The sequence below is a fragment of the Pseudomonas sp. MF09156 genome (genome assembly GCF_059862305.1).
The window spans coordinates 87,606-111,599 of record NZ_JCBCUR010000013.1 but is presented as its reverse complement, the minus strand read 5'-3'; the positions used below and the strand labels follow the sequence as shown (position 1 = coordinate 111,599).

The 23,994-nt window shown below is 61.8% G+C and carries 24 protein-coding genes; 14 read left to right on the top strand and 10 right to left on the bottom strand.

Annotated elements, in window-relative coordinates:
* Positions 1-255 precede the first annotated feature (255 nt).
* The 4 genes from AC19YY_RS23290 (at position 256) to AC19YY_RS23275 (ending at position 3,776) form a co-directional block, all read left to right on the top strand.
* Positions 256-1,053, top strand: a complete 798-nt coding sequence (locus AC19YY_RS23290) for a hydroxymethylpyrimidine/phosphomethylpyrimidine kinase (protein WP_169951175.1) — start codon at positions 256-258, stop codon at positions 1,051-1,053.
* An 18-nt stretch (positions 1,054-1,071) separates the two neighbouring features.
* On the top strand, positions 1,072-1,695 hold the full coding sequence (gene thiE, locus AC19YY_RS23285) for a thiamine phosphate synthase (protein WP_170041677.1): 624 nt from the start codon (positions 1,072-1,074) through the stop codon (positions 1,693-1,695).
* A gap of 17 nt (positions 1,696-1,712) precedes the next feature.
* The gene (gene hemL, locus AC19YY_RS23280; protein WP_500604939.1) at positions 1,713-2,996 is read left to right on the top strand and encodes a glutamate-1-semialdehyde 2,1-aminomutase; all 1,284 of its coding nucleotides are present in this window, start codon (positions 1,713-1,715) and stop codon (positions 2,994-2,996) included.
* 225 nt (positions 2,997-3,221) lie between these two features.
* On the top strand, positions 3,222-3,776 hold the full coding sequence (locus tag AC19YY_RS23275; protein ID WP_169951182.1) for a tetratricopeptide repeat protein: 555 nt from the start codon (positions 3,222-3,224) through the stop codon (positions 3,774-3,776).
* Between the two features lie 118 nt (positions 3,777-3,894).
* Here the strand turns inward: AC19YY_RS23275 and AC19YY_RS23270 are convergent, their stop codons facing one another.
* Entirely contained in the window at positions 3,895-4,221 is a 327-nt protein-coding gene (locus AC19YY_RS23270; RefSeq protein WP_003215457.1) for a DUF1820 family protein, read from the bottom strand.
* Between the two features lie 132 nt (positions 4,222-4,353).
* On the opposite strand from AC19YY_RS23270, the gene miaB reads away from it, so the two are divergent.
* From miaB to lnt, 5 genes are all read left to right on the top strand, one after another.
* Entirely contained in the window at positions 4,354-5,682 is a 1,329-nt protein-coding gene (gene miaB / locus AC19YY_RS23265; RefSeq protein WP_170041675.1) for a tRNA (N6-isopentenyl adenosine(37)-C2)-methylthiotransferase MiaB, read from the top strand.
* A gap of 237 nt (positions 5,683-5,919) precedes the next feature.
* A complete protein-coding gene (locus tag AC19YY_RS23260) occupies positions 5,920-6,924 on the top strand; it encodes a PhoH family protein (RefSeq protein WP_169951184.1) in 1,005 nt (334 codons plus the stop codon).
* Positions 6,917-7,375: an rRNA maturation RNase YbeY gene (gene ybeY, locus AC19YY_RS23255; protein ID WP_500604938.1), complete on the top strand. Its 459-nt coding sequence runs from the start codon at positions 6,917-6,919 to the stop codon at positions 7,373-7,375. Before AC19YY_RS23260 ends, ybeY begins: the two co-directional genes overlap by 8 nt.
* A gap of 42 nt (positions 7,376-7,417) precedes the next feature.
* The gene (locus tag AC19YY_RS23250; RefSeq protein ID WP_169951188.1) at positions 7,418-8,257 is read left to right on the top strand and encodes a CorC family transporter; all 840 of its coding nucleotides are present in this window, start codon (positions 7,418-7,420) and stop codon (positions 8,255-8,257) included.
* A gap of 8 nt (positions 8,258-8,265) precedes the next feature.
* On the top strand, positions 8,266-9,789 hold the full coding sequence (gene lnt / locus AC19YY_RS23245) for an apolipoprotein N-acyltransferase (RefSeq protein ID WP_500604937.1): 1,524 nt from the start codon (positions 8,266-8,268) through the stop codon (positions 9,787-9,789).
* Positions 9,790-9,823: 34 nt separating this feature from the next.
* On the opposite strand, the gene AC19YY_RS23240 is transcribed toward lnt, so the two are convergent.
* Together AC19YY_RS23240 and AC19YY_RS23235 are read right to left on the bottom strand one after the other, a co-directional pair.
* The gene (locus tag AC19YY_RS23240) at positions 9,824-10,585 is read right to left on the bottom strand and encodes a YdcF family protein (protein WP_169951193.1); all 762 of its coding nucleotides are present in this window, start codon (positions 10,583-10,585) and stop codon (positions 9,824-9,826) included.
* 84 nt (positions 10,586-10,669) lie between these two features.
* The gene (locus AC19YY_RS23235) at positions 10,670-10,987 is read right to left on the bottom strand and encodes a hypothetical protein (RefSeq protein WP_169951196.1); all 318 of its coding nucleotides are present in this window, start codon (positions 10,985-10,987) and stop codon (positions 10,670-10,672) included.
* A 262-nt stretch (positions 10,988-11,249) separates the two neighbouring features.
* Between AC19YY_RS23235 and leuS the strand changes: the two genes are divergently transcribed.
* The 5 genes from leuS to AC19YY_RS23210 all read left to right on the top strand — a co-directional run bounded on the left by leuS (position 11,250) and on the right by AC19YY_RS23210 (position 17,416).
* Positions 11,250-13,856: a leucine--tRNA ligase gene (gene leuS, locus AC19YY_RS23230; protein WP_492633774.1), complete on the top strand. Its 2,607-nt coding sequence runs from the start codon at positions 11,250-11,252 to the stop codon at positions 13,854-13,856.
* Positions 13,857-13,946: 90 nt separating this feature from the next.
* A complete protein-coding gene (locus AC19YY_RS23225) occupies positions 13,947-14,552 on the top strand; it encodes an LPS-assembly lipoprotein LptE (protein WP_057960695.1) in 606 nt (201 codons plus the stop codon).
* 39 nt (positions 14,553-14,591) lie between these two features.
* On the top strand, positions 14,592-15,629 hold the full coding sequence (gene holA / locus AC19YY_RS23220; protein WP_169951200.1) for a DNA polymerase III subunit delta: 1,038 nt from the start codon (positions 14,592-14,594) through the stop codon (positions 15,627-15,629).
* 235 nt (positions 15,630-15,864) lie between these two features.
* Positions 15,865-16,029: an alternative ribosome rescue factor ArfA gene (arfA, locus tag AC19YY_RS23215; protein WP_056744572.1), complete on the top strand. Its 165-nt coding sequence runs from the start codon at positions 15,865-15,867 to the stop codon at positions 16,027-16,029.
* 61 nt (positions 16,030-16,090) lie between these two features.
* Entirely contained in the window at positions 16,091-17,416 is a 1,326-nt protein-coding gene (locus AC19YY_RS23210; protein ID WP_169951202.1) for a lytic murein transglycosylase, read from the top strand.
* 95 nt (positions 17,417-17,511) lie between these two features.
* On the opposite strand, the gene AC19YY_RS23205 is transcribed toward AC19YY_RS23210, so the two are convergent.
* The 7 genes from AC19YY_RS23205 to mltB form a co-directional block, all read right to left on the bottom strand.
* Positions 17,512-18,444 carry a S66 peptidase family protein gene (locus AC19YY_RS23205; RefSeq protein ID WP_500604936.1) on the bottom strand — a complete coding sequence of 311 codons (933 nt, stop codon included), beginning with the start codon at positions 18,442-18,444 and terminating at the stop codon, positions 17,512-17,514.
* A gap of 168 nt (positions 18,445-18,612) precedes the next feature.
* Positions 18,613-19,614 carry a lipoyl synthase gene (lipA, locus tag AC19YY_RS23200; RefSeq protein ID WP_162237654.1) on the bottom strand — a complete coding sequence of 334 codons (1,002 nt, stop codon included), beginning with the start codon at positions 19,612-19,614 and terminating at the stop codon, positions 18,613-18,615.
* A 25-nt stretch (positions 19,615-19,639) separates the two neighbouring features.
* Positions 19,640-20,287, bottom strand: a complete 648-nt coding sequence (gene lipB, locus AC19YY_RS23195; protein ID WP_169951215.1) for a lipoyl(octanoyl) transferase LipB — start codon at positions 20,285-20,287, stop codon at positions 19,640-19,642.
* Complete coding sequence (locus AC19YY_RS23190) at positions 20,287-20,562, bottom strand: DUF493 domain-containing protein (protein ID WP_029292256.1); 276 nt, start codon at positions 20,560-20,562, stop codon at positions 20,287-20,289. The genes lipB and AC19YY_RS23190 overlap by 1 nt, the downstream gene beginning before the upstream one ends.
* Positions 20,563-20,647: 85 nt before the next feature.
* Positions 20,648-21,805: a D-alanyl-D-alanine carboxypeptidase family protein gene (locus AC19YY_RS23185; protein ID WP_029292257.1), complete on the bottom strand. Its 1,158-nt coding sequence runs from the start codon at positions 21,803-21,805 to the stop codon at positions 20,648-20,650.
* A gap of 183 nt (positions 21,806-21,988) precedes the next feature.
* Positions 21,989-22,984 carry a septal ring lytic transglycosylase RlpA family protein gene (locus tag AC19YY_RS23180; RefSeq protein WP_170058467.1) on the bottom strand — a complete coding sequence of 332 codons (996 nt, stop codon included), beginning with the start codon at positions 22,982-22,984 and terminating at the stop codon, positions 21,989-21,991.
* Positions 22,984-23,994: a lytic murein transglycosylase B gene (gene mltB, locus AC19YY_RS23175; protein WP_169951220.1), complete on the bottom strand. Its 1,011-nt coding sequence runs from the start codon at positions 23,992-23,994 to the stop codon at positions 22,984-22,986. The genes AC19YY_RS23180 and mltB overlap by 1 nt, the downstream gene beginning before the upstream one ends.

Genomic DNA, 23,994 nt, shown 5'->3' with positions numbered 1-23,994 from the left:
AAAGCCCCCCATTCCTTTTGAGATGACGTACACCGGCGATACATTTAAGTTGTTTGGATCCACTCTAGCATAGCCGGTAAAGGCCAAAAGACACCATTGAAATAATTTTTTGAAAGGCTCTAGGACGGGGCTTTCAGCGTTCAATCGCCCACAAATGAATGATGGCTTATAGCCATTTTTGCGCATGCTCCGGCGTAAAATACAAGCACTGCCCGACAGCCACGCAAAAAGCGTTTGGTGGTAAGCTCGCGCACCATGAATATCTACAGCTCCCGCCCCGTTGTCCTCTGTCTCTCCGGCCATGATCCCAGTGGTGGCGCCGGCTTGCAGGCAGATATCGAAGCCCTGCTCGCCCAAGGCTGTCATGCGGCCCCAGCCGTGACCGCGCTGACCGTGCAGAACACCGTCAATGTCAGTGATTTTCGCGTGCTCGACCGCGAGTGGGTATTGGCCCAGGCCAACGCCGTGCTCGGCGACTCGCAAGTTGCGGCGGTCAAGCTGGGCATGCTCGGCTCCACCGTGATGGTCGATACCGTGGTCGAACTGCTCCAGCAGCAGCCGCACCTGCCGGTGGTTTGCGACCCGGTGCTGCGCGCCGGTGGCGGCGGCAGCCTGGGCAAGGATGAGGTCGGTTATGCGATGCGCGAGCGGCTGTTGCCGTTGTCGCTGATCGCCACGCCCAACCTGCCTGAAGCACGCATCCTCGCCGAACTGCCCGAAGGCACGGCAGACGAATGCGCCGAAAAGCTGCTGCCGTTTATCAAGCACCTGTTGATCACCGGCGGTCATGGCGACGAGCATGAGGTGCACAATCGCCTGTACAGCCGCGATGGCACGCGCCGCACCTTCACCTGCCAGCGTCTGCCCGGTAGCTATCATGGCTCCGGCTGCACCCTGGCAAGCGCCCTGGCCGGCCGCCTGGCCCAGGGCGAAGGCCTGGCCAGCGCCGTGGAGTCGGCACTCAACTACACCTGGCGCACCCTGCGGGACGCCGAACAATTGGGCCAGGGGCAATTTGTGCCGCGGCGCCTGCCACTGGATTTCTGTTCGTAACACCAAGGGGCCTGCTCGATGAAACTACGTGGCCTGTATGCCATTACCGACAGCCAACTATTGGCCGGTAAGTTCCTGTCCTACGTCGAGGCCGCGCTGGAAGGCGGCGTGACCTTGCTGCAATACCGCGACAAAAGCAGCGACGAGGCCCGTCGCCTGCGCGAAGCCGAGGCCCTGCGTGAACTGTGCGCGCGCTACAAGACCCAGTTGATCATCAATGACGATGCCGAACTGGCCGCGCGCCTTGGCGTCGGCGTCCACCTGGGCCAGACCGACGGCCCGCTGACCCCGGCCCGGGCGCTGCTCGGGCGCAATGCCATCATCGGTTCCACCTGCCACAGCCAGATCGAACTGGCCGAACAAGCCGCGCGCGAAGGCGCCAGCTATGTTGCCTTTGGCCGTTTCTTCAACTCCACGACCAAGCCCGGCGCGCCCGCGGCCACCGTTGAAATGCTCGCCCAGGCCCGCGCCCGCTTGCAGCTGCCGATCTGCGTGATCGGCGGCATCACCCTGGAAAACGCCGCGCCCCTGGTGGAGCACGGCGCCGATCTGCTGGCGGTGGTCCACGGCCTGTTCGGTGCCGACAGCACCCAGGAAGTGACGCGCCGCGCCCGCGCCTTCAACGAACTCCTCAAATCCTGAATTCAGAGAGCCTGCCCATGTCTCGTTCCGAAACGTTGTTTGCCAATGCCCAGAAACACATCCCCGGTGGTGTGAACTCCCCCGTGCGTGCGTTCAAGAGCGTCGGCGGCACGCCCCTGTTCTTCAAGCACGCCGAAGGCGCCTACGTCACCGACGAAGATGACAAGCGCTACGTGGACTACGTCGGTTCATGGGGCCCGATGATCCTCGGCCACAGCCATCCCGACGTGCTGGACGCGGTGCGCAAGCAGTTGGAGCATGGTTTGTCGTATGGCGCACCCACCGCCATGGAAACCGAGATGGCGGACCTGGTGTGTTCGATCGTGCCGTCGATGGAGATGGTGCGCATGGTCAGCTCCGGTACTGAAGCGACCATGAGCGCGATTCGCCTGGCCCGTGGGTTCACCGGCCGCGACAGCATCATCAAGTTCGAAGGCTGCTACCACGGCCACTCCGACAGCCTGCTGGTCAAGGCCGGTTCCGGCCTGCTGACCCAGGGTGTTCCGAGTTCGGCGGGCGTGCCAGCAGCGTTTGCCAAGCACACCCTGACCCTGCCGTTCAATGACATCGGCGCCGTCGAGCAGATGCTCAGCGAAGTCGGCCAGGAGGTGGCGTGCATCATCGTCGAGCCGGTGGCCGGCAACATGAACTGCGTGCCACCGGCCCCGGGATTCCTCGAAGGTCTGCGTGAGCAGTGCGACAAGCACGGCGTGGTGTTGATCTTCGACGAAGTGATGACCGGTTTTCGCGTCGCCCTTGGCGGCGCCCAGGCTCACTACGGTGTAACGCCGGACCTGAGCACCTTCGGCAAAATCATCGGCGGCGGCATGCCGGTAGGCTGCTTCGGCGGCAAGCGCGAGATCATGCAGCACATCGCGCCACTGGGCCCGGTCTACCAGGCTGGCACCCTGTCCGGTAACCCGCTGGCCATGGCCGCCGGCCTGACCACCCTGCGCCTGATCAGCCGCCCGGGCTTCCATGCCGAACTGAGCGACTACACCACTCGCCTGTTGGACGGCCTGCAACAACGCGCCGATGCGGCGGGCATCCCGTTCGTCACCACCCAGGCCGGCGGCATGTTCGGCCTGTATTTCAGCGGCGCCGACGATATCGTCACCTTTGACGATGTGATGGGCAGCGATGCCAACCTGTTCAAGCACTTCTTCCACCTGATGCTCGAAGGCGGTGTGTACCTGGCACCGAGTGCCTTCGAGGCCGGTTTCACCTCCATCGCCCATGGCGAAGCCGAGCTGAAACTGACCCTGGATGCTGGCGAGCGTGCCTTCGCCGCTTTGAAGTAAGACAGCCACAACCTGACGCCGCCCCTGGTGGCGTCAGATTTGCTACCTTGCTTACAGAAATTTCCTCGTTTTTTCGAGAAATCACCTGCAATCCGGCAGATAACTTGCCCACGCAGCAGAAAAACGAGTAAAGACTTTGTAAGCAGAGGCCTGCTTATTTCATAATGCGCGCTTATTGGATCCCCACGTGGCTCCACGCGCCCCGTCAGAGGTAAGTCGATTCCCATGAAACGCACCGGCCGCACCCTGGTTCTGGGCTGCCTGTTGCTCCTTCAACCGCTGCTTGCACATGCACAAGCGGGCGGCAACTCGTTGTTGATCCCAGCGATGGGTCGTTGCACCCTCAATACTCAGCCCGACAGCCAGGCCGAGGCGCTGAACGCCTGCCAGGCCCTGGCCGATAGCGGGGATGCGCAGGCGCAATACGAGTTGGGCGAATTCTTCTACGACGACAAAAACCCTGCCCGCGACCTGAACAAAGCCCTGAGTTTCTTCGAGAAAGCCTCGTTGCAGGGCCACGCCCAGGCGCAGTTCAAGCTGGGCAGCATGTTCTTCCACGGCGAAGGCGTGCCGGCCAATAACGTGCAGGCGTATATCGTGCTGAAGATGGCGGCGGTCAACGGCGCCGAAGATGCCCTCGACACCGCTGACGAAGTGGCCGAGCACATGCAGCGTGATGAGCTGGAAGTGGCGACCCAAGTACTGGGGCAGATTTTCCGCAATTACTTGCAGGAATTGCAGAGTGCGGATGGGCGCTCGCCCTTTTCGCCGCTGCCTTGAGGTTGTCTAAACCCTTCTGACGTCATCGCAGGCAAGCCAGCTCCTACATTTGAATGTGTTCACAAATCAAAATGTGGGAGCTTGCTTGCCTGGGATGGGCGCGACGCGGTCTAAAAGCCTACTTCTCAGGCATCGGCATCGGAAACGGCATGACATTGCTCATGCCCCGCGCTTCGCTGATCTTCGGCGTACCCAAGCGTTCGACTTCATCGATACGCACAATCGAATGCATCGGCACAAAACTGCGCACCACGCCTTCGAACTGGGCCTTGAGCTTTTCCTCGCCCGGATCGACGACCAGTTGCGTGCGCTCGCCAAAGACGAACTCTTCCACTTCCAGGAAGCCCCACAGATCACTTTGATAGATCTGCTTGGCGTACATTTCGAACACCTGGCCCTGGTTAAGGAAAATCACCTTGTAGATTGGAGCTTCACGTTTGGTCATGGGGGGCGGGCAGCACATCGGCGGATATAAATGAGGGCGCGAACTATAGCATGGCACCTGATGCACAGTGCTAGGAACCAATGGGCATGCCCCCTATAATGCGCGGTTCTTTACCACCAGTTGACGATTCCCATGGCCAAGAAGCTTTACATCGAAACCCACGGTTGCCAGATGAACGAGTACGACAGCTCGCGCATGGTCGATCTGCTGGGTGAACATCAGGCCCTGGAAGTCACGGCTCGCGCCGAAGATGCCGACGTGATCCTGCTCAATACCTGCTCGATCCGCGAACGGGCCCAGGACCGTGTCTACTCGCAGCTGGGCCGCTGGCGCGAACTGAAACTGGCCAACCCGGACATGGTAATCGCCGTCGGCGGTTGCGTGGCCAGCCAGGAAGGCGCCGCCATTCGTGACCGCGCGCCCTACGTCGACGTGGTCTTCGGCCCGCAGACCCTGCACCGCCTGCCGGAAATGATCGACGCTGCGCGTATCACCAAGCTGCCGCAGGTGGACGTCTCGTTCCCGGAAATCGAAAAATTCGACCATTTGCCCGAGCCACGCATCGACGGCCCCAGCGCCTATGTGTCGGTGATGGAAGGTTGCAGCAAGTACTGCACCTTCTGCGTGGTGCCTTATACCCGTGGCGAAGAAGTCAGCCGGCCGTTCGACGATGTGCTTGCAGAAATCATCCACCTGGCCGAAAACGGCGTGCGTGAAGTGACCCTGCTGGGGCAGAACGTCAACGGCTACCGCGGCCAGACCCACGATGGGCGCCTGGCGGACCTGGCCGAGCTGATTCGCGTGGTTGCGGCGGTAGATGGCATCGAGCGGATTCGCTACACCACCTCGCACCCGCTGGAGTTCTCCGACAGCCTGATCCAGGCCCACGCCGAAGTGCCGGAGCTGGTCAAGCACCTGCACTTGCCGGTGCAATCGGGTTCGGACCGTATCCTTTCGGCGATGAAGCGCAACCACACGGCGCTGGAGTACAAGTCCAAGTTGCGCAAACTGCGCGCCGCCGTGCCGGGCATCTGCATCAGCTCGGACTTTATCGTTGGGTTCCCCGGCGAGACCGAGAAAGACTTCCAGCAGACCATGAAGCTGATTGAAGACGTCGGTTTCGACTTCTCCTACTCCTTCGTCTACAGCCAGCGCCCCGGCACTCCGGCTGCCGACCTGGTCGACGAAACCCCGGAGGAGCTGAAAAAGGAGCGCCTGAACGCGCTGCAGCATCGCCTCAACCAGCAAGGCTTCGAGATCAGCCGACAGATGGTCGGTTCGACCCAGCGTATCCTGGTCACCGATTACTCGAAGAAAGACCCGGGCGAGTTGCAGGGGCGCACCGAGAACAACCGGATCGTCAACTTCCGCTGTGATAACCCGACGCTGATCGGCCAGTTCGCCGACGTGCACATCGACGCGGCGCAACCGCACTCGCTGCGCGGCTCGTTGATCAACTGACGGAGCAGATCCGAAGGCAAATGCAGATCAAATGTGGGAGCTGGCTTGCCTGCGATAGCGATGTAACAGGCAGTATCTCTTTCGAACGGGGCGGCCCTATCGCAGGCAAGCCAGCTCCCACAGTGGATCTTCGTTGTTCCTGAGAGCCAAGCCCGTCCATTTAAGTGCTTTCGCACACCGGCAGCTGGCGTTATCCTCTATTTCACCTAAACAGCCAAAGGGCGGCTAAAAGCAACCTTGAACGCACCCATAGCAGAACCCCATCGTTTCCTCCTCGAGCCGTTTGAGGCTCGTCGTTTCGCCAATCTGTGCGGACAGTTCGACGAGCACCTGCGCCTGATCGAACAACGCCTGAGCATCGAGATCCGCAACCGCGGCAACCAGTTCGAGCTTATTGGTGAACCCCAGCACACCACGTCTGCAGAAAACCTGCTGCGTCGCCTCTACCGCGAGACCAAGGGTAGCGAGCTGTCGCCGGAAACGGTGCACCTGTACCTGCAGGAATCGGCCGTGGAAGACCTGGCCAACAACCCGGTGGCCGAAGCCAGCGTGGCGCTGCGTACCAAAAAAGGCATGATTCGCCCACGGGGCTTGAATCAGCAGAAGTACGTCAAGGAAATCCTCGGCAACGACATCAACTTCGGCATCGGCCCGGCCGGTACCGGCAAGACCTACCTGGCCGTGGCCTGTGCGGTAGACGCCCTGGAGCGCGAACAGGTGCGACGCATCCTGTTGGTGCGCCCGGCGGTGGAAGCGGGCGAGAAACTGGGCTTTCTGCCCGGCGACCTGGCCCAGAAGATCGACCCGTACCTGCGCCCGCTGTACGACGCACTGTATGAAATGCTCGGCTTCGAATACGTGGCCAAGCTGATCGAGCGCCAGGTGATCGAGATCGCCCCGCTGGCCTATATGCGCGGCCGCACGTTGAACAACAGCTTCATCATCCTCGACGAAAGCCAGAACACCACGGTCGAACAGATGAAGATGTTCCTGACGCGCATCGGTTTCGGCTCCACGGCCGTGATCACCGGCGATATCACCCAGGTCGACCTGCCCAAGGGCACCAAGTCGGGCCTGGGCCAAGTAATCGAGGTGCTCAAGGACGTGCCGGGGATCAGCTTTACCCACTTCATGCCCAAGGACGTGGTGCGTCACCCGTTGGTACAGCGCATTGTCGAGGCCTACGAGCGTTTCGAACACCGCGACGACGGCCTGTCGAAGGACAACCGCCGCGATGCTTGAGCTTGACCTGCAACTGGCCACCGAAGCGCCAGCCCCCAGCGAAGCGCAGTTCCGCCAATGGTGCGCACTGGCCCTGCGCCAGCGCAGCGCTGACTCGGAACTGACCATCCGTCTGGTGGACGAACCTGAAGGCCGCGAGCTGAATCACACCTGGCGCCAGAAAGACTACGCGACCAATGTGCTGTCGTTCCCCGCCGATGTACCGGACGAACTGCTGGATATCCCGCTGCTGGGTGACCTGGTGATCTGCGTCGCCGTGGTGGAGCGCGAAGCGCAAGAACAAGGCAAGGCCGTTGAGGCCCACTGGGCCCATTTGGTCATGCACGGCTGCTTGCATCTGTTGGGCTACGACCATATAGATGATGAAGAAGCCGAAGAAATGGAAGCACTGGAACGAACGTTGCTTGCAGAGCTGGGTCATCCTGACCCCTATGCAGACGACGAACACTAATCGACACTCAACTGAAACAATCAAGGATTTAGAGTAATCGCTATGAGCGAAGACCGATCGAGCAACGGGCAAAAGTCATGGCTGGGTAAACTGACCCAGGCTTTTGCCCACGAGCCGAAAAACCGCCAGGAGCTGCTGGAGCTGCTGCGCGAGGCCCATCAGAACAAGTTGCTGGACAGCGAAGCGCTGGCCATCGTCGAAGGCGCCATCCAGGTGGCTGACCTGCAAGTTAGGGACATCATGGTCCCGCGTTCGCAGATGATCAGCATCAAGGCGACCCAGACCCCACGGGAATTCCTCCCGGCCGTGATCGACTCGGCGCACTCGCGCTACCCGGTGATCGGCGAAAGCCATGACGACGTCATGGGTGTCCTGCTGGCCAAGGACCTGCTGCCGTTGATCCTCAAGGAGAACGGCGACAGCTTCAACATCAAGGACCTGCTGCGTCCTGCGACCTTCGTGCCTGAATCCAAGCGCCTGAATGTGCTGCTGCGCGAGTTTCGCGCCAACCACAATCACATGGCCATCGTCATTGACGAATACGGCGGCGTCGCGGGCCTGGTGACCATCGAAGACGTGTTGGAACAGATCGTCGGCGATATCGAAGACGAACACGACGTCGAAGAAGACAGCTACATCAAGCCCCTGCCCAGCGGTGATTTCCTGGTCAAGGCGCTGACGCCGATCGAGAACTTCAACGAGTTCTTCGACAGCGGATTCTCCGACGATGAATTCGACACCGTCGGCGGCCTGGTGATGAGTGCGTTTGGCCATCTGCCCAAGCGTAACGAAACCACCGAGATCGGCGCCTATCGCTTCCGCATCCTCAATGCCGATAGCCGTCGCATCCACCTGATCCGCCTGACACCTATTGCCCGCTAAGGACTGATATGCGCCGTCTCACCGCACCCGGCTGGCCCGGTAACCTGCTGGCCGTGGTGGCCGGTGCTATCACCACCCTGGCGCTGGCGCCGTTCGATATCTGGCCGCTGGCACTGGTGGCGGTCGGGGTGTTCTATGCCGGAATGCGCCAACTGACACCACGCCAGGCCTTCGGGCGTGGCTGGTGCTTCGGTTTTGGCCTGTTTGGCGCGGGCACCAGCTGGATTTATTACAGCATCCACCACTTTGGTGGCGCTTCGGTGTTGCTGGCCGGGCTGTTGATGCTCGCCTTTACCGCCGCGATCGCGCTGTTCTTTGCCCTGCCTGCCTGGCTCTGGGCCCGCTGGCTGCGCCGTAACGAAGCGCCGCTGGCCGATGCCCTGGCGTTTGCCGCGCTGTGGGTGGGCCAGGAAGCATTTCGCGGCTGGTTCCTCACCGGCTTTCCCTGGCTGTATTCCGGTTACAGCCAGCTCGACGGCCCGCTGGCCGGGCTCGCGCCGCTGGGCGGGGTGTGGCTGATTTCGTTTGCCCTGGCCTTGAGCGCGGCGCTGATCGTCAACCTGCCGCGTTTGCTGGCGGCCAGGCGCAACGCGTTCATCGCCACGGGCCTGGTGCTGCTGGTTGCGCCCTGGGCGATTAGCCTGGCGCTCAAGCACCACGCCTGGACCAGCCCTGCCGGTGAACCGCTGACCGTCGCGGCGATCCAGGGCAATGTCGAGCAGAGCATGAAGTGGGACCCGGCGCAGCTCAATGAGCAACTGGCGCTGTACCGCGACATGAGTTTTGCCTCCAAGCGCGTGGACCTGCTGATCTGGCCGGAAACCGCCGTGCCGGTGCTCAAGGAGTCCGTCGAGGGCTACCTGGCAATGATGGGCAAGTTCGCCGCCGACCGGGATGCCGCGATGATCACCGGCGTGCCGATCCGCCAGGAAGTACGCCACGAAAAGCGCTATTTCAATGGCATCACCGTGGTTGGCCAGGGTGATGGCACCTATTTGAAGCAGAAACTGGTGCCCTTTGGCGAGTACGTGCCGCTGCAGGATGTGCTGCGCGGCCTGATTGCGTTCTTCGACCTGCCGATGTCGGACTTTGCCCGCGGGCCTGAGGACCAGGCCATGCTGCAAGCCAAGGGTTATCAGATCGCGCCATATATCTGCTACGAAGTGGTCTACCCGGAGTTTGCCGCCGGCCTCGCCGCCCGCAGCGACTTGTTGCTGACCATCAGCAATGACACCTGGTTCGGCACCTCCATCGGCCCCTTGCAACACCTGCAAATGGCCCAGATGCGCGCCCTGGAAGCCGGCCGCTGGATGATTCGCGCGACCAACAACGGCGTGACCGGCCTGATCAACCCATTCGGGCAGATAACCGAGCAGATCCCGCAGTTCGAACGCGGCATCCTCTATGGGGAAGTGGTGCCGATGCACAACCTGACGCCATACCTGCAATGGCGTTCGTGGCCGCTGATCATCCTGTGCCTGGGGCTGTTTGGCTGGGCGCTGCTGGCCGGGCGCATGGCCAAGACCGTCTGACAGACACACAAGCCCCACATTTTGATTTGCGCCATCAACGATAGAACAGGCGGTAACCTACCTGCCCCACCGCCTCATTGATCAACTGCCCGCTCTGCCAGATCGACTTGAACTCCGGCATCCAGCCGCCCAGCGGCCGGGCATTGTCCACTCCCAGGAAGCCGACCGGCGCCGGCACCACGGTAAAGCCGGCCTTCTCGAAGCTCCACACTGAACGCGGCATATGCCAGGCCTGGGTCACGACTACCACGCGCTTGACGCCCTGGGGCAACAGGATCTCGGCGCTCATCTGCGCATTTTCCCAGGTAGTGCGGCTGCGCTCTTCCTTCCAGCGTACGGCCACACCAAAGTCTTGCTGCATCGACACCGCCATCAACTCTGCCTCGCTGGGCGGCGTGCCATAGTGCAGGCCGCCGGTGGTCAGCACCGGCAAGCCCGAGGCCTTGGCCAATCGCGCCGCGTAGCGCTGACGCTCCAGGCCCACGCCAGTCGGCTGATCAGCGCCCCAGGCCGGGTCACCGCGCTCGCGGCCCGAGCCCAGCACCACAATGGCATCGGCCCGTTGTGCCAGGCTGGCCCAGTCGTCCAGGGCCAATGGCGGCTCGGTTTCCAGGGCACGCGCGCCCCACTCCACCATCACCGGCAGGCTGATGAGCCACATCCCGCCAAACCCCAGGGCAAAGCACACGCCAGCCAAGCGTGGGCGGGTGCGGCGAAACCACCAGGCAAGGGCCAGCAGCAGCAAGAGAATGCCGGGCGGCAGCAATAATTGTTTGATGAAATAACGAATAGGCATCGAGCATCTCCAAAGATGCCCGAAGCCTAAGGTGTAACGGGGTTTAGCGACAATCTTTACCAGCGGCGGATAACGCTGAGCAGGTTACTTGAATCGTACAGACCGCAGCTTTTCCGGGCCGCGGCCGGCCGACAAGTCCTTGAGCCATACCACCTTGGACGATCGCACCGCCTCCCTGGCTGGCACAGGAGCCACCCATTGCGGAATTGGGCGCGCGTTCAAGTCCAGGTAGGCCTTGATCACTTCAAACTCTGCAGGGCTCAAGCCTCGCAGTTCCAGCTCATCGGGCCGTTCGTCACGCAATCGGCCCGCGGTTCTTGCTGCGTCCAGTGCTCGACCCAAGCGGTCGATCAGTCCTTCATACACTTCCGGTTTCGTTCTCATTCGCTGCGAATCAACCATCCCCTCACCTCATTAAAGATAAGTCTCACTCCCCAATAAACAGCGTAGCTGCGCTGACGCAACCAACCGCACGCCGCGACCAACGGCCTGCGCTGCGCAATCAGGGTTTCCCTCGATAGAGTGGGGTCATGTATGCTACGGCGCTTCCTGTAACTCCACTTCCCGCAGGGTTTGGGCACGGACGCGCCGCTTTTTGGTGTCGATCAACCCGGACAATGCACCGAAGAGGATTAGGCCACCCCTATTCAGTTCAAAAGTAGCCATGCACGAACAATATCAGCCCCGTGAAATAGAAAATGCCGCCCAAACTTTCTGGGATGAGCAAAAGTCCTTTGAAGTCAGTGAACAGCCAGGCAAGGAGACTTACTACTGCCTATCGATGTTCCCTTACCCCAGCGGCAAACTACACATGGGGCACGTGCGTAACTACACCATCGGCGACGTGATTTCCCGCTACCAGCGCATGCTCGGCAAAAACGTCCTGCAACCTATGGGTTGGGACGCCTTCGGCATGCCTGCGGAAAACGCCGCGATGAAAAACAACGTAGCGCCCGCCAAGTGGACCTACGAAAACATCGCCTACATGAAGACCCAGCTGCGCAGCCTGGGCCTGGCCGTGGACTGGTCGCGCGAAGTGACCACCTGCAAGCCGGACTACTACCGCTGGGAACAATGGCTGTTCACTCGCCTGTTCGAAAAAGGCGTGATCTACAAAAAAAGCGGCACCGTGAACTGGGATCCGGTCGATCAGACCGTCTTGGCCAACGAGCAGGTGATCGACGGTCGCGGCTGGCGTTCCGGCGCGCTGATCGAGAAGCGCGAAATCCCGATGTACTACTTCAAGATCACCGCCTATGCCGATGAGCTCTTGTCGAGCCTCGACGACCTGCCGGGCTGGCCTGAACAGGTCAAGACCATGCAGCGCAACTGGATCGGCAAGTCCAAGGGCATGGAAGTGCAGTTCCCGTACAACGTGGATTCCATAGGCGTTGCTGGCGCACTGAAAGTCTTCACCACCCGTCCCGACACCCTGATGGGCGCGACCTACGTCGCCGTGGCCGCCGAACACCCGCTGGCCACCCTGGCCGCAAAAAACAACCCTGAGTTGCAGGCCTTTATCGCCGAATGCAAAGGCGGCAGCGTGGCCGAAGCCGACGTCGCCACCCAGGAGAAAAAGGGCCTGCCGACCTCGCTGTTTGTCGAGCACCCGCTGACCGGCGAAAAACTGCCGGTATGGGTCGCCAACTATGTGCTGATGCACTACGGCGATGGCGCAGTAATGGCAGTGCCCGCCCACGACGAGCGCGATTTCGAATTCGCCACCAAGTACAACCTGCCGATCAAGTCCGTGGTGCGCACCAGCTCCGGTGAAACCAACCCGGCCCCGTGGCAGGACGCTTATAACGAACACGGCACCCTGATCAACTCCGGCGAGTTCGACGGCCTGGACTTCGCAGGCGCCTTCGACGCCATGGAAGTCGCCCTGATCAAGAAAAACCTCGGTGCCTCGCGCACCCAGTTCCGCCTGCGCGACTGGGGCATCAGCCGCCAGCGCTACTGGGGCTGCCCGATCCCGATCATCCACTGCGAAAGCTGTGGCGACGTACCGGTACCGGAAGACCAATTGCCGGTGGTACTGCCTGAAGACGTGGTGCCGGACGGCGCCGGTTCGCCATTGGCGCGCATGCCCGAGTTCTACGAGTGCAGTTGCCCGAAATGCGGCCAGCCTGCCAAGCGTGAAACCGACACCATGGACACCTTCGTCGAGTCCTCGTGGTACTACGCCCGCTACGCCTCGCCGCACTATGAAGGCGGCCTGGTGGAAAAATCCGCGGCCGACCACTGGTTGCCGGTGGACCAGTATATTGGTGGCATCGAACACGCGATCCTGCACCTGCTGTACGCACGCTTCTTCCACAAGCTGATGCGTGACGAAGGCCTGGTCAGCTCCGACGAGCCGTTCAAGAACCTGCTGACCCAGGGCATGGTGATCGCCGAGACTTACTATCGCCGCGAAGCCAATGGCGCCTACACCTGGTTCAACCCGGCGGACGTGGAGCTTGAGCGTGACAGCAAGGCCAAGGTGATCAGTGCCAAGTTGAAATCCGACGGCCTGCCGGTGGAAATCGGCGGCACCGAGAAGATGGCCAAGTCGAAGAACAACGGCGTCGACCCACAGTCGATGATCGACCAGTTCGGCGCCGACACCTGCCGCCTGTTCATGATGTTCGCCTCGCCGCCTGACATGAGCGCCGAATGGTCGGACTCCGGTGTCGAAGGTTCGCACCGCTTCCTCAAGCGCGTCTGGCGCCTGGCGCATGCCCATATCAGCCAGGGCTTGCCGGGCAAGCTGGACGTGGCGTCGTTGAGCGACGAGCAAAAGCTCATTCGCCGCAGCACCCACCTGGCCATCAAGCAAGCCAGCCAGGACGTGGGCCAGCATCACAAATTCAACACCGCCATCGCCCAGGTCATGACGCTGATGAACGTGCTGGAAAAAGCGCCACAGGCTACCGAACAAGACCGCGCACTGGTGCAGGAAGGCCTGGAAGCAGTCGTCCTGCTGCTGGCGCCGATCACCCCGCACATCAGCCACGACCTGTGGAGCCAGTTGGGCCACAGCGGCGCGGTGATCGATGCTGCATGGCCGGTCGCGGATGACAGCGCCCTGGTCCAGGACACGCTGCAACTGGTGATTCAGGTCAACGGCAAGCTGCGCGGCCAGATCGACATGCCTGCCAGCGCCAGCCGCGAAGAAGTCGAAGCCGCCGCGCGTAGCAACGAGAACGTGCTGCGCTTCACCGAAGGCCTGACGATCCGCAAAGTGATCGTGGTGCCCGGCAAACTGGTCAATATCGTCGCTAGCTAATCGGATCGGGCGCCAGGGAAAGAGCCCCGGCGCCGAACAAAACCTCCAGGGCCTCGATAAGGCCCACATGGTTTCAAGGGGAGCAACAAAATGATCAAACGCAACCTGCTGGTTATGGGCCTTGCCGTACTGCTGAGCGCTTGCGGCTTCCAGCTGCGCGGCACTGGCACCACGGAACTGGCGATCAAGGAACTGGATGTCAGCGCGCGCAACGCCTATGGCGAAACCGTGACCCAGCTGCGCCAAACCCTGGAAAACAGCGGCGTCAAAGTCTATAACGGTGCCGCTTACAAGCTGGTACTGATCGACGAGAAAGAGACCCAGCGTAACCTCAGCTACGCCAGTGCCGGCCGGTCTTCGGACATCGAGTTGAGCAGCGTGCTCATGTTCCAGATCCAGGGCCACGACCAGTTGCCGCTGATCAGCGACAAGCTGCAAGTGCAGAAAGTCGTGACGCATGACGGCAACAACCTGGTGGGCTCCGACACGGAGGTCAATCAGGTGCGCAATGAAATGCGCCGTGACCTGGTCCAGCGTATGGTCCTGCGCCTGCAAATGATCAGCCCGGCCCAGCTCGACGCTCTGCAACAGACTGCCGACGCCAAGGCCAAGGCAGATGCCGAGGCGCTGAAAGCCGCGCAGGACTACGAAAACAGCATTCCCAAGCAATCGCCTGTTGAAGTCCCTGCCGAGTAAACCAGGCGGGGCGCGTCATGCGCCCCGTCCATCCAGCCTATGAAACTCGCCCCCGCCCAACTCGCCAAACACCTGCAAGGCAACCTCGCGCCTGTGTACATCGTCAGTGGCGATGATCCGCTGTTGTGCCAGGAAGCTGCCGACACCATCCGCCAGGCTGCGCGCCAGCAAGGCTTTGATGAGCGCCAGGTGTTCAGCGCCGATGCCAGCTTCGACTGGGGCACCCTGCTCCAGGCCGGGGCGAGCATGTCGCTGTTTGCCGAAAAACGCCTGCTGGAGCTGCGTCTGCCCTCGGGCAAGCCCGGCGACAAAGGCGCGGCGGCCCTGATGGAATATTGCGCCCGCCCCGCCGAGGACACGCTGTTGCTGATCAGCCTGCCCAAGCTCGATGGCAGTGCGCAGAAGACCAAATGGGGTAAGGCCCTGGTGGAAGGGGCGCAAACCCAGTTCATCCAGATCTGGCCAGTCGACAGCAATCAGTTGCCACAATGGATTCGCCAACGCCTGTCCCAAGCCGGGTTGTCTGCCAGCCAGGACGCGGTCGAGTTGATCGCCGCCCGGGTTGAAGGCAACTTGCTGGCCGCCGCCCAGGAAATCGAAAAGCTCAAGCTGATGGCCGAAGGTGGCCAGATCACCGTCGAGACAGTGCAAGGCGCGGTGGCCGACAGCGCGCGTTTTGACGTGTTCGGGCTGGTGGATGCGATCCTCAATGGCGACGCGGCCCATGCCTTGCGCATGCTCGAAGGGCTGCGCGGTGAAGGGGTCGAGCCGCCGGTGATTCTCTGGGCCCTGGCGCGGGAGTTGCGCTTGCTGGCCAATATCGCCCTGCAATACAGCCAGGGTACGCCGCTGGACAAGGCTTTCAGCCAAGCCCGCCCGCCGGTATGGGACAAGCGCAAGCCCCTGATGAGCAAGGCCCTGCAACGGCACTCGGCGCAACGCTGGGCGCAACTGTTGCTCGAAGCCCAGCGCATCGATGCGCAGATCAAGGGCCAGGCGGCTGGGTCACCGTGGATGAGCTTGAGCCGTTTGTCGCTGCTGATGTCCGGCCAGCGCCTGGCACTGCCAGCCGAATAGCACGCTCGCCCAAACACCACAAATCCAATGTAGGAGCTGGCTTGCCAGCGATGGCATCACCACGGTGTGACTGACATACCGAGGTGCTTGCATCGCTGGCAAGCCAGCTCCTACAGGTTTGATCGTCGCCGTATTCAGGTCTTTGATATTTCCTACATCGCGCCGGGCTGGACAGCAGCCAAACTTCGGCAGATGATTCGCACCGCATCCCCCACCCCATCGGAGAGTCCCGATTATGAGCAAAAAGCCATCCAAGCATGGCCCCAACAAGGCCAAATCCATCATCGCCCAGCCGTTGTTCCGCAGTCGCCAGGAACCCGCCGGCAAAGGCAAAGGCAGCTACCGCCGCGAAGCCTTCCAGTCTAATAGCTGGGAGGCTTCTTACTTTCTGGCTGCCTGAAGGCAAGCGCCCCTCTGGCATGATAAGGTCTGCACCTGATTCGTATTTCCTGGACCTGTGCATGCCCTCTAGTCTTTCCCGTCGTTGGCACCTTCGCCAATTGATTGCTGCCTCCAGCCTGATCCTGTTAGTCGCCTGCGCCGAAAAACCCACCGCCGCCGACGCTCAGCCCCTGCCCACGCTCCAGACCGCACCGGTTGCCGCACCCGCCGTAGTTGCGCCCCTGGCCGTGAGCAATCTCGATATCCAGCCGACCCAGACCTTTGCCCAATGGCAGGCAGGTTTTCGCGTCGAAGCGCTGAAAGCCGGTATCACCCCTGCAGTATTCGACACGGCCTTCGCCAACGTCACCCCTGACATGGCGGTCATCCGTGCCGACCGCAGCCAACCGGAGTTTTCCCGCCCGGTATGGGAATACCTCAACGGCGCCCTGTCGCCGCTGCGTGTGCGCAACGGCCAGGCCCTGCTGGTCAAGCACGCCGATATCCTGCAAAGCATTGAGCAGCGCTACGGTGTCGATCGCCAGGTACTGGTCTCGGTGTGGGGCATGGAAAGCAACTTCGGTTCGTTCCAGGGCAATAACTCGGTGATCCGCTCCCTGGCGACCCTGGCCTACGAAGGCCGTCGCCCGGCATTCGCCCAGGCGCAGTTGCTGGCTGCGCTGCAAATCATCCAGCACGGTGATATCCCGGCCGAGCAAATGCGCGGTTCCTGGGCCGGTGCCATGGGCCAGACCCAATTCATACCGACCACCTACAACACCCACGCGGTGGACTTCGATGGCGACGGTCGCCGCGACATCTGGAACAGCTCGGCCGACGCCCTCGCCTCCACCGCGCACTACCTGCAAAGCTCGGGCTGGCAGAAAGGCCAACCGTGGGGCTTTGAGGTGCGGCAATTGCCGGCGAACTTCGACTATGCCCTGGCGGATGGTGCAGTGCGCAAGCCGGTCGGCGAGTGGATGAAACTCGGCCTGCAGGTGCCGGCCGGGGCCAGCGTGCCACCCAACGTAGAAACGCTATCGGCCGCCCTGCTGCTGCCGGCCGGCCATCGCGGCCCGGCGTTCCTGGTGCTGGACAACTTCCGCGCAATCCTCAAGTACAACAACTCGTCGTCCTACGCCCTGGCGGTCGGCCTGTTGTCCGAGCGCTTTGGCGGTGGCGGGGTGATTCGCGGGGATTGGCCAACGGACGAACTGCCGCTGACCCGCTCCCAGCGTATCGAATTGCAGACGGTGTTGAGTGCCAAGGGCTATGAGGCTGGCAACCCGGACGGGATTATCGGCGCCAATACGCGCAAGGCGATTCGGGCGGCGCAGCAGTCGTTGGGCTGGCCGGCGGATGGGTATCCGACAGTGAAGTTGTTGGAGTCGTTGCGTAGCCGATAAATCGGCGTAGGGCGACTGCCGCTCCCACATTTGGAATGCCATTCCCTGTGGGAGCCAGCTTGCTCGCGATAGCGTGCTGACAGGCGGCAAAACACTCAGAGCCGAGACACCACATCCTGCTCCAGCACCAACCGCTGCTCCCCCGCATCAAGGCGCACCAAGGCGCCCATCGGCAAGGTCAGATTGGGGTCGCAATGGCCGCTGCGCCAGCCGGACAGGACCGGAACACAGAATGGTTGGAAGGTCTGTTTCAACAGCCGCTCCAGCGCCACACTATCCACCCCCGCCACATCCCCCACCAGCACACCGCGCACCTGCGCCAGCTTGCCCGCCAGGCGCAAGTGCGTCAGCAGGCGGTCGACGCGGTAGATCGGCTCATTGACGTCCTCGATAAACAGAATGATGCCGTCGGCATCAAGCTCAAAGGGCGTGCCCATCACGGCCGCGATCATCGACAGGTTGCCCCCCAACAGGCGCCCACAGGCGATGCCAGGCTCAACGGTGGTCAACGGGTACGCCACTGGGTGCGCCAGCACACTGCCAGCGCCCAGCCGCCCACGCAGCAGGCTGAACAGTGATGATTCGGTGGGTTGTTGCTTGTCACCGAGCAGGTCGGCATTCAGCATCGGGCCGTGGAAAGTCACGAAGCCGGCGTAGCGACTGATCGCCAAGTGCAGCGCGGTGATATCGCTGTAGCCGACGAAGGGCTTGGGATTGGCCGCCAGCAGCGCGAAATCCACGCTGTCGAGCAAACGCGGGGTGCCGTAGCCGCCGCGCAGGCAGAAGATGGCGTCGATCTCGGGGTCGGCAAAGGCCGCATGCAGATCACGCAGGCGGACTTTATCGCTGCCGGCCAGGTAGCCATCGCGCTCATACACCCCCGAGAAGATCCGCAGCTCGTAGCCACGGGCGCGCATCCATTGCCCGGCCTTGTCAACATCCAGCGCGGCGGGGCCGGCGGGAGCGATGAGGCCGATCACGCCTTCGGCGCGCAGGGCGGGTACGGCGGTGGCAAGCGGGTCGGTCATCCTTGGTTCTCCCTATTCTGTACAGCGCAACGAACTGTGGGAGCGGGCTTGCCCACGATGCAGACGCCTCGGTGTATCAGTTGCACCGAGGCGATGCTATCGCGGGCAAGCCCGCTCCCACACAAGCCAGCTCCATACACACCCATCCAGACAGATGGGCGCCAAGGCTCAGGAAACCAGGCTAGCCTTGACCAGCTTGGCCTGCTCGTCGGCGTGGTACGACGAACGCACCAGCGGGCCCGACGCGACGTTCTTGAAGCCCATCTTGTAACCTTCTTCGGCAAACCAGGCAAAGGTGTCCGGGTGCACGAAACGCTGCACCGGCAAGTGGCTGCGCGACGGCTGCAGGTACTGACCGAGGGTCAGCATGTCGATGTCGTGTTCGCGCATGCGCTTCATGACTTCGATGACTTCTTCGTCGGTTTCGCCCAGGCCCAGCATCAGGCCGGACTTGGTGGGGATGTGCGGCATCATCTGCTTGAATTTCTGCAGCAGGGTCAGCGACCACTGGTAGTCCGAACCCGGGCGCGCGGCCTTGTACAGGCGTGGCACGGTTTCCAGGTTGTGGTTGAACACATCTGGCGGCTCGGCGGCGGTGATTTCCAGGGCGACGTCCATGCGGCCACGGTAGTCCGGGACCAGGGTCTCAAGCATCACATTCGGCGACAATTTGCGGATTTCACGGATGCAGTCGGCAAAGTGCTGGGCACCGCCGTCGCGCAGGTCATCGCGGTCAACCGAGGTGATCACCACGTACTTGAGTTTCAGGTCGGCAATGGCGATGGCCAGGCTTTCCGGCTCGTTGACGTCCAGTGGCTTGGGCCGGCCGTGGCCAACGTCGCAGAACGGGCAGCGACGGGTGCAGATGTCACCCATGATCATGAAGGTCGCGGTGCCGCCAGAGAAGCACTCGCCTAGGTTCGGGCAGGAGGCTTCTTCGCACACGCTGTGCAGTTTGTGTTTGCGCAGCAGCGCCTTGATACGGTCGACTTCCGGCGAGACCGGGATGCGCACGCGAATCCAGTCGGGCTTTTTCGGCAGTTCGGTGGTCGGAATGATCTTCACCGGGATGCGTGCAACCTTCTCGGCGCCGCGCAGCTTGACGCCGGCTTCCACCTTGGCACGCGGAGCCGGGGCCGGACGGTCGGTAATGTCCAGCGTCGGGATCATGGTTTGCACAACATCAGTAGTCATATCAGTCGATTCCGCCCGTCAGGGTCGTCTGCTCAGCATAGTCGAGGTGTTTGACGAGCTGCGCGCGCAGCCGGGCACTTACCTCGGCAAATTCTATGGGTGTTGCGTGATCGCTCAACTGGGTCATGGCCAAACCGGCGTAACCACAGGGATTGATCCGGAGAAACGGCGCCAGGTCCATGTCCACGTTCAGGGCCAGGCCATGAAAGGAACAGCCATGACGAATACGCAGGCCCAGGGAGGCGATTTTCGCGCCGTTGACATACACACCTGGAGCATCGGGCTTGGCCGCGGCAGTCACACCGTAACTGGCAAGCAGCTCGATCAGGCAGTTCTCCATGCGACTGACCAGCTCACGCACGCCATAACCCAGCTTGCGCACATCCAGCAGCAAGTAAGCCACCAGTTGTCCGGGCCCATGGTAAGTCACTTGACCACCCCGGTCGACCTGCACCACCGCAATATCACCCGGAAGTAGTAGATGCTCGGCCTTGCCAGCCTGGCCCTGGGTGAATACCGGCGGGTGCTCCACCAGCCAGATTTCGTCGGGAGCCGAGCTGCCGCGCTCATTGGTAAAGCGCTGCATGGCGTGCCAGACAGGCTCGTACGCCATCTGGCCGAGCTCGCGAAAGCCCAGGACCTGTGACATCACAACACCATATGTACGAAACCGGTGGCTCGCAGTTCGCTGTTGATGTCGTAAAGCTGGTCTTGACCGGTCGCAACGATGTGCAACTGGATCGTGGTGTACTTACCGTTGGTGCTCAAGCGCTCATCCACACGGTTGTCGTTGATCGTTGCGTGTTTACGCATGATCTCGAGGATCTTGTCTTTGTTGCCCACACCGGTATCGCTGATCACCTTGACGGGATAGTCCGTCACCGGGAATTCGATCTTTGGCGCCTTTACTTCTTTATCGGTCATGGCGTAACGGCCTCGTAAGCGGTAAGCCGTGGCGACGAGCAAAGCCCCGCGTCGGATCAACGCAGGGCTTTGCGGGTGCACACAATCAGTTGAACAAGCCGTAGAAGAATAGACGGATGCTATCCCACACGCGGCGGAAGATACCACCTTCCTCAACGGCGTCGAGTGCGATCAGATCGGCGCTGTGTACGACTTTGTCGTCCAGCTTCACTTCGACTTTACCGATCACATCGCCCTTGGCGATTGGCGCGGTCAGTTGTGGGTTCATGGTCATGCTGGCAGCCAGTTTCTTCAGCTGGCCTTTAGGCATGGTCAAGGTCAGGTCGTCAGCCAGGCCGGCCTTGACTTGACGCTCGGTGCCTTTCCACACAGGAGCCTGGGCCAGCTCAGCGCCCTTCTGGTAGAAGGTCTGGGTTTCGAAGAAGCGGAAACCGTAGGTCAGCAGCTTCTGGGTTTCAGCCGCACGGGCCTGCTCGCTGTTGGTGCCGAACACCACGGCGATCAAGCGTTGGCCATCACGCACAGCCGAGGACACCATGCAGTAGCCGGCCTCGTCGGTGTGGCCGGTTTTCAGGCCATCGACGGTCTTGTCGCGCCACAGCAACAGGTTGCGGTTAGGCTGCTTGATGTTGTTCCAGAAGAACTCTTTCTGGGAGTAGATGGCGTAGTGCACCGGGTCGACGCGAATGATCGCGCGGGCCAGGATCGCCATGTCATGGGCCGACGAGTAGTGGTCTGGGTTTGGCAGACCGGTCGGGTTCATGAAGTGGCTGTTGGTCATGCCCAGGTCAGTCACGGTTTTGTTCATCATGTCGGCGAATGCATCTTCGCTGCCGGCAATATGCTCGGCCAGGGCGACGCTGGCGTCGTTACCGGACTGGATGATGATGCCGTGCAGCAGGTCGCTGACAGTCACCTGGGAGCCGACCTTGATGAACATCCGCGAACCGCCGGTACGCCAGGCGTTTTCGCTGACGGTCACCGGATCGTTTTCACCGATCTGGCCGCGACGGATTTCCAGGGTCGCGATGTAGGCGGTCATCAGCTTGGTCAGGCTGGCCGGCGGCAGGCGCTGGTCACCGTTGTTTTCGACCAGCACGTTGCCGCTTGCGGCATCCATGAGCACGTAGGACTTGGCAGCCAGTTGCGGTGGCGCTGGCATCATTTCGACGGCCCAGGCAGCGGGCGCGATGATCAGCGGGACAAGCAGGCACAGGCGTTTGGCTAAGGTGGTGATGTTCATCCGTCTCTCGAAATTGCTTATGGAAACTTGCCCTCGCGGGCAAAACTATTCAGACAGCCCGTTGCCAGGCTGTCGCGTATTCAGTTGCCAGCTCAACCCTTGCCTTCGGGTTTTTATTATTCGACGAGCCTGCAACCAGGGCCCCGGCACGCAAACGCGCCAGCACCCCAGATCCGCTACTGCTTATTCGGCGCTGACCACGCTGGGCTGACCCAGGTTGGCCAGTCGCACGCTGTTCTGCACCTGGGCAATCTCGCCCGCCGAGCCGATGGGGCCCAGGCGTACCCGGTGCAGGGTCTGCTGGTTACGCACGATGGAGCTGATAAACACTGGCGCGCTGACCATCCCGCTGAGCTTGGACCTTAACAGTTCTGCCGCATCCGGGTTGGCGAAAGCGCCGACTTGCAGGTACTGCCCGCCCGCTGCATTGCCCGGCGCCGCCTGTGGCACCGCCACGACTGGCGCGGCGTGCTGCTGGGGCGGCGGCGTCCACTGCTCGACCTTGCCCGCCGAAGCGGTGATCTGCGGTTGTGCGCTTTGTGGTTCGTTGAGCATCAATGGCGCTGGCTTGCCGCGCTGGGCCCAGTACTGGGCCGGATCGATGCCTTCGACCTTGACCCGCGCCGTGCCGGATTCGGCATAGCCGAGTTTTTTCGCGGCAGCGTAGGACAAGTCGATGATTCGGTCGGAGTAGAACGGCCCACGGTCGTTGACCCGCAGGATTACCACGCGGTTGTTGTCCAGGTTGGTCACCCGTACGTAGGCCGGCAGCGGCAGGGTCTTGTGCGCCGCGCTCATGCCATACAGGTCATACACTTCGCCGTTGGCGGTGTTCTGGCCGTGGAACTTGGTGCCGTACCAGGATGCGGTGCCCGACTGCACGTAGTTCTTGGACTCTTGCAGCGGGAAGTAGGTCTTGCCCAGCACCGTGTAGGGGTTGGCTTTATAGTTGCCGGTATGCAGGGTCGGCGTGGCATCCGGGATGCGCGAGACATCGACGTCCCACCACGGCGCGCCGTCCTTGTGGGCCCGGTTGATATCCAGCCCCGGCTGCGCGCGGACTACCGGGCCACTGGCCTTCTGCGCCGGCGCGCGGCTGGTGGAGCAACTGACAACCAGCAAGGACAATGCGGCCAGCGCCACCAGCTTGAGCGGTTTATTGATCGGCGATACCCGCATTACTTGACGCCCCGTGCTTGAACCAGCATGTCTGACAGCTGATGCACGGCCATGGCGTACATCACACTGCGGTTATAACGCGTGATTGCGTAAAAATTCTTCAGGCCCATCCAGTACTCCGGGCCGTCTGCACCTTCCAGGCGGAAGGCAGTAACCGGCATATCATCGCGCAGCGCATCATGACTTGACCAGCCCAGCGCCCGCAACTCCCCGACGGTTTTCACCGGCTCGATCCCCTGGGTCAGGCCTTCATCGGCGCGATCGCCCGTGACATCGGCGCGGATCACCACCGGCTCGCCAGCCACCCAGCCATGACGCTTGAAGTAGCTGGCAACGCTGCCGATGGCATCATCGGGGTTGCTCCAGATGTTGATATGGCCATCACCGTCAAAATCCACGGCGTAGGCACGAAAGCTGCTAGGCATGAACTGCGGCAGGCCCATGGCCCCGGCGTAGGAGCCTTTGAGGGTCAGCGGGTCGACCTGCTCTTCACGGGCCAGCAGCAGGAACTCACGCAGTTCCTTGCGGAAGAATTCGGCGCGGGGCGGGTAATCGAAGCCCAGGGTCGACAAGGCGTCGATCACCCGGTAACTGCCGGTATTGCGCCCGTAAAAGGTTTCAACGCCGATGATCGAGACGATCACCTGGGCCGGCACGCCATATTCCTGCTCGGCACGGGCCAGCACGGCCTCGTGCTGCCGCCAGAAATCCACACCCCGCGCCACGCGGGCGTCGGTGAGGAACATCGGGCGATAGTCCTTCCACTGCTTGACGCGTTCGGCGGGGCGGGAAATGGCGTCGAGTATCGCCTGCTTGCGCTGCGCCTCGCGGAACACGCCCATCAGTTGTTCGCCGGCGAAACCATAGTCACGCGTCATCTCACCGACAAATTCGGCGACCTGGGGCGAGCCGTCGTAATCGCCGGCCAGGGCTGGCTGTGCAGCGCCAAAGGCGCCCAACAAGCCCAGGCAGGACGCATATCGAGCAGCCCAGCCGCGCATTGCTTGCAT

Excerpts from the sequence above, each read along its gene's own strand:
- arfA (WP_056744572.1), top strand. The coding sequence starts at position 15,865 with ATGAGCAAAAAGCCATCCAAGCATGGCCCCAACAAGGCCAAATCCATC.
- AC19YY_RS23205 (WP_500604936.1), bottom strand. The coding sequence starts at position 18,444 with ATGACCGACCCGCTTGCCACCGCCGTACCCGCCCTGCGCGCCGAAGGC.
- lipA (WP_162237654.1), bottom strand. The coding sequence starts at position 19,614 with ATGATCCCGACGCTGGACATTACCGACCGTCCGGCCCCGGCTCCGCGT.
- miaB (WP_170041675.1), top strand. The coding sequence starts at position 4,354 with ATGGCCAAGAAGCTTTACATCGAAACCCACGGTTGCCAGATGAACGAG.
- AC19YY_RS23225 (WP_057960695.1), top strand. The coding sequence starts at position 13,947 with ATGATCAAACGCAACCTGCTGGTTATGGGCCTTGCCGTACTGCTGAGC.
- lipB (WP_169951215.1), bottom strand. The coding sequence starts at position 20,287 with ATGTCACAGGTCCTGGGCTTTCGCGAGCTCGGCCAGATGGCGTACGAG.
- leuS (WP_492633774.1), top strand. The coding sequence starts at position 11,250 with ATGCACGAACAATATCAGCCCCGTGAAATAGAAAATGCCGCCCAAACT.
- lnt (WP_500604937.1), top strand. The coding sequence starts at position 8,266 with ATGCGCCGTCTCACCGCACCCGGCTGGCCCGGTAACCTGCTGGCCGTG.
- AC19YY_RS23240 (WP_169951193.1), bottom strand. The coding sequence starts at position 10,585 with ATGCCTATTCGTTATTTCATCAAACAATTATTGCTGCCGCCCGGCATT.
- AC19YY_RS23275 (WP_169951182.1), top strand. The coding sequence starts at position 3,222 with ATGAAACGCACCGGCCGCACCCTGGTTCTGGGCTGCCTGTTGCTCCTT.
- AC19YY_RS23290 (WP_169951175.1), top strand. The coding sequence starts at position 256 with ATGAATATCTACAGCTCCCGCCCCGTTGTCCTCTGTCTCTCCGGCCAT.
- thiE (WP_170041677.1), top strand. The coding sequence starts at position 1,072 with ATGAAACTACGTGGCCTGTATGCCATTACCGACAGCCAACTATTGGCC.
- AC19YY_RS23270 (WP_003215457.1), bottom strand. The coding sequence starts at position 4,221 with ATGACCAAACGTGAAGCTCCAATCTACAAGGTGATTTTCCTTAACCAG.
- AC19YY_RS23185 (WP_029292257.1), bottom strand. The coding sequence starts at position 21,805 with ATGAACATCACCACCTTAGCCAAACGCCTGTGCCTGCTTGTCCCGCTG.
- AC19YY_RS23210 (WP_169951202.1), top strand. The coding sequence starts at position 16,091 with ATGCCCTCTAGTCTTTCCCGTCGTTGGCACCTTCGCCAATTGATTGCT.
- holA (WP_169951200.1), top strand. The coding sequence starts at position 14,592 with ATGAAACTCGCCCCCGCCCAACTCGCCAAACACCTGCAAGGCAACCTC.
- AC19YY_RS23180 (WP_170058467.1), bottom strand. The coding sequence starts at position 22,984 with ATGCGGGTATCGCCGATCAATAAACCGCTCAAGCTGGTGGCGCTGGCC.
- hemL (WP_500604939.1), top strand. The coding sequence starts at position 1,713 with ATGTCTCGTTCCGAAACGTTGTTTGCCAATGCCCAGAAACACATCCCC.
- AC19YY_RS23190 (WP_029292256.1), bottom strand. The coding sequence starts at position 20,562 with ATGACCGATAAAGAAGTAAAGGCGCCAAAGATCGAATTCCCGGTGACG.
- AC19YY_RS23235 (WP_169951196.1), bottom strand. The coding sequence starts at position 10,987 with ATGGTTGATTCGCAGCGAATGAGAACGAAACCGGAAGTGTATGAAGGA.
- AC19YY_RS23250 (WP_169951188.1), top strand. The coding sequence starts at position 7,418 with ATGAGCGAAGACCGATCGAGCAACGGGCAAAAGTCATGGCTGGGTAAA.
- mltB (WP_169951220.1), bottom strand. The coding sequence starts at position 23,994 with ATGCAAGCAATGCGCGGCTGGGCTGCTCGATATGCGTCCTGCCTGGGC.
- ybeY (WP_500604938.1), top strand. The coding sequence starts at position 6,917 with ATGCTTGAGCTTGACCTGCAACTGGCCACCGAAGCGCCAGCCCCCAGC.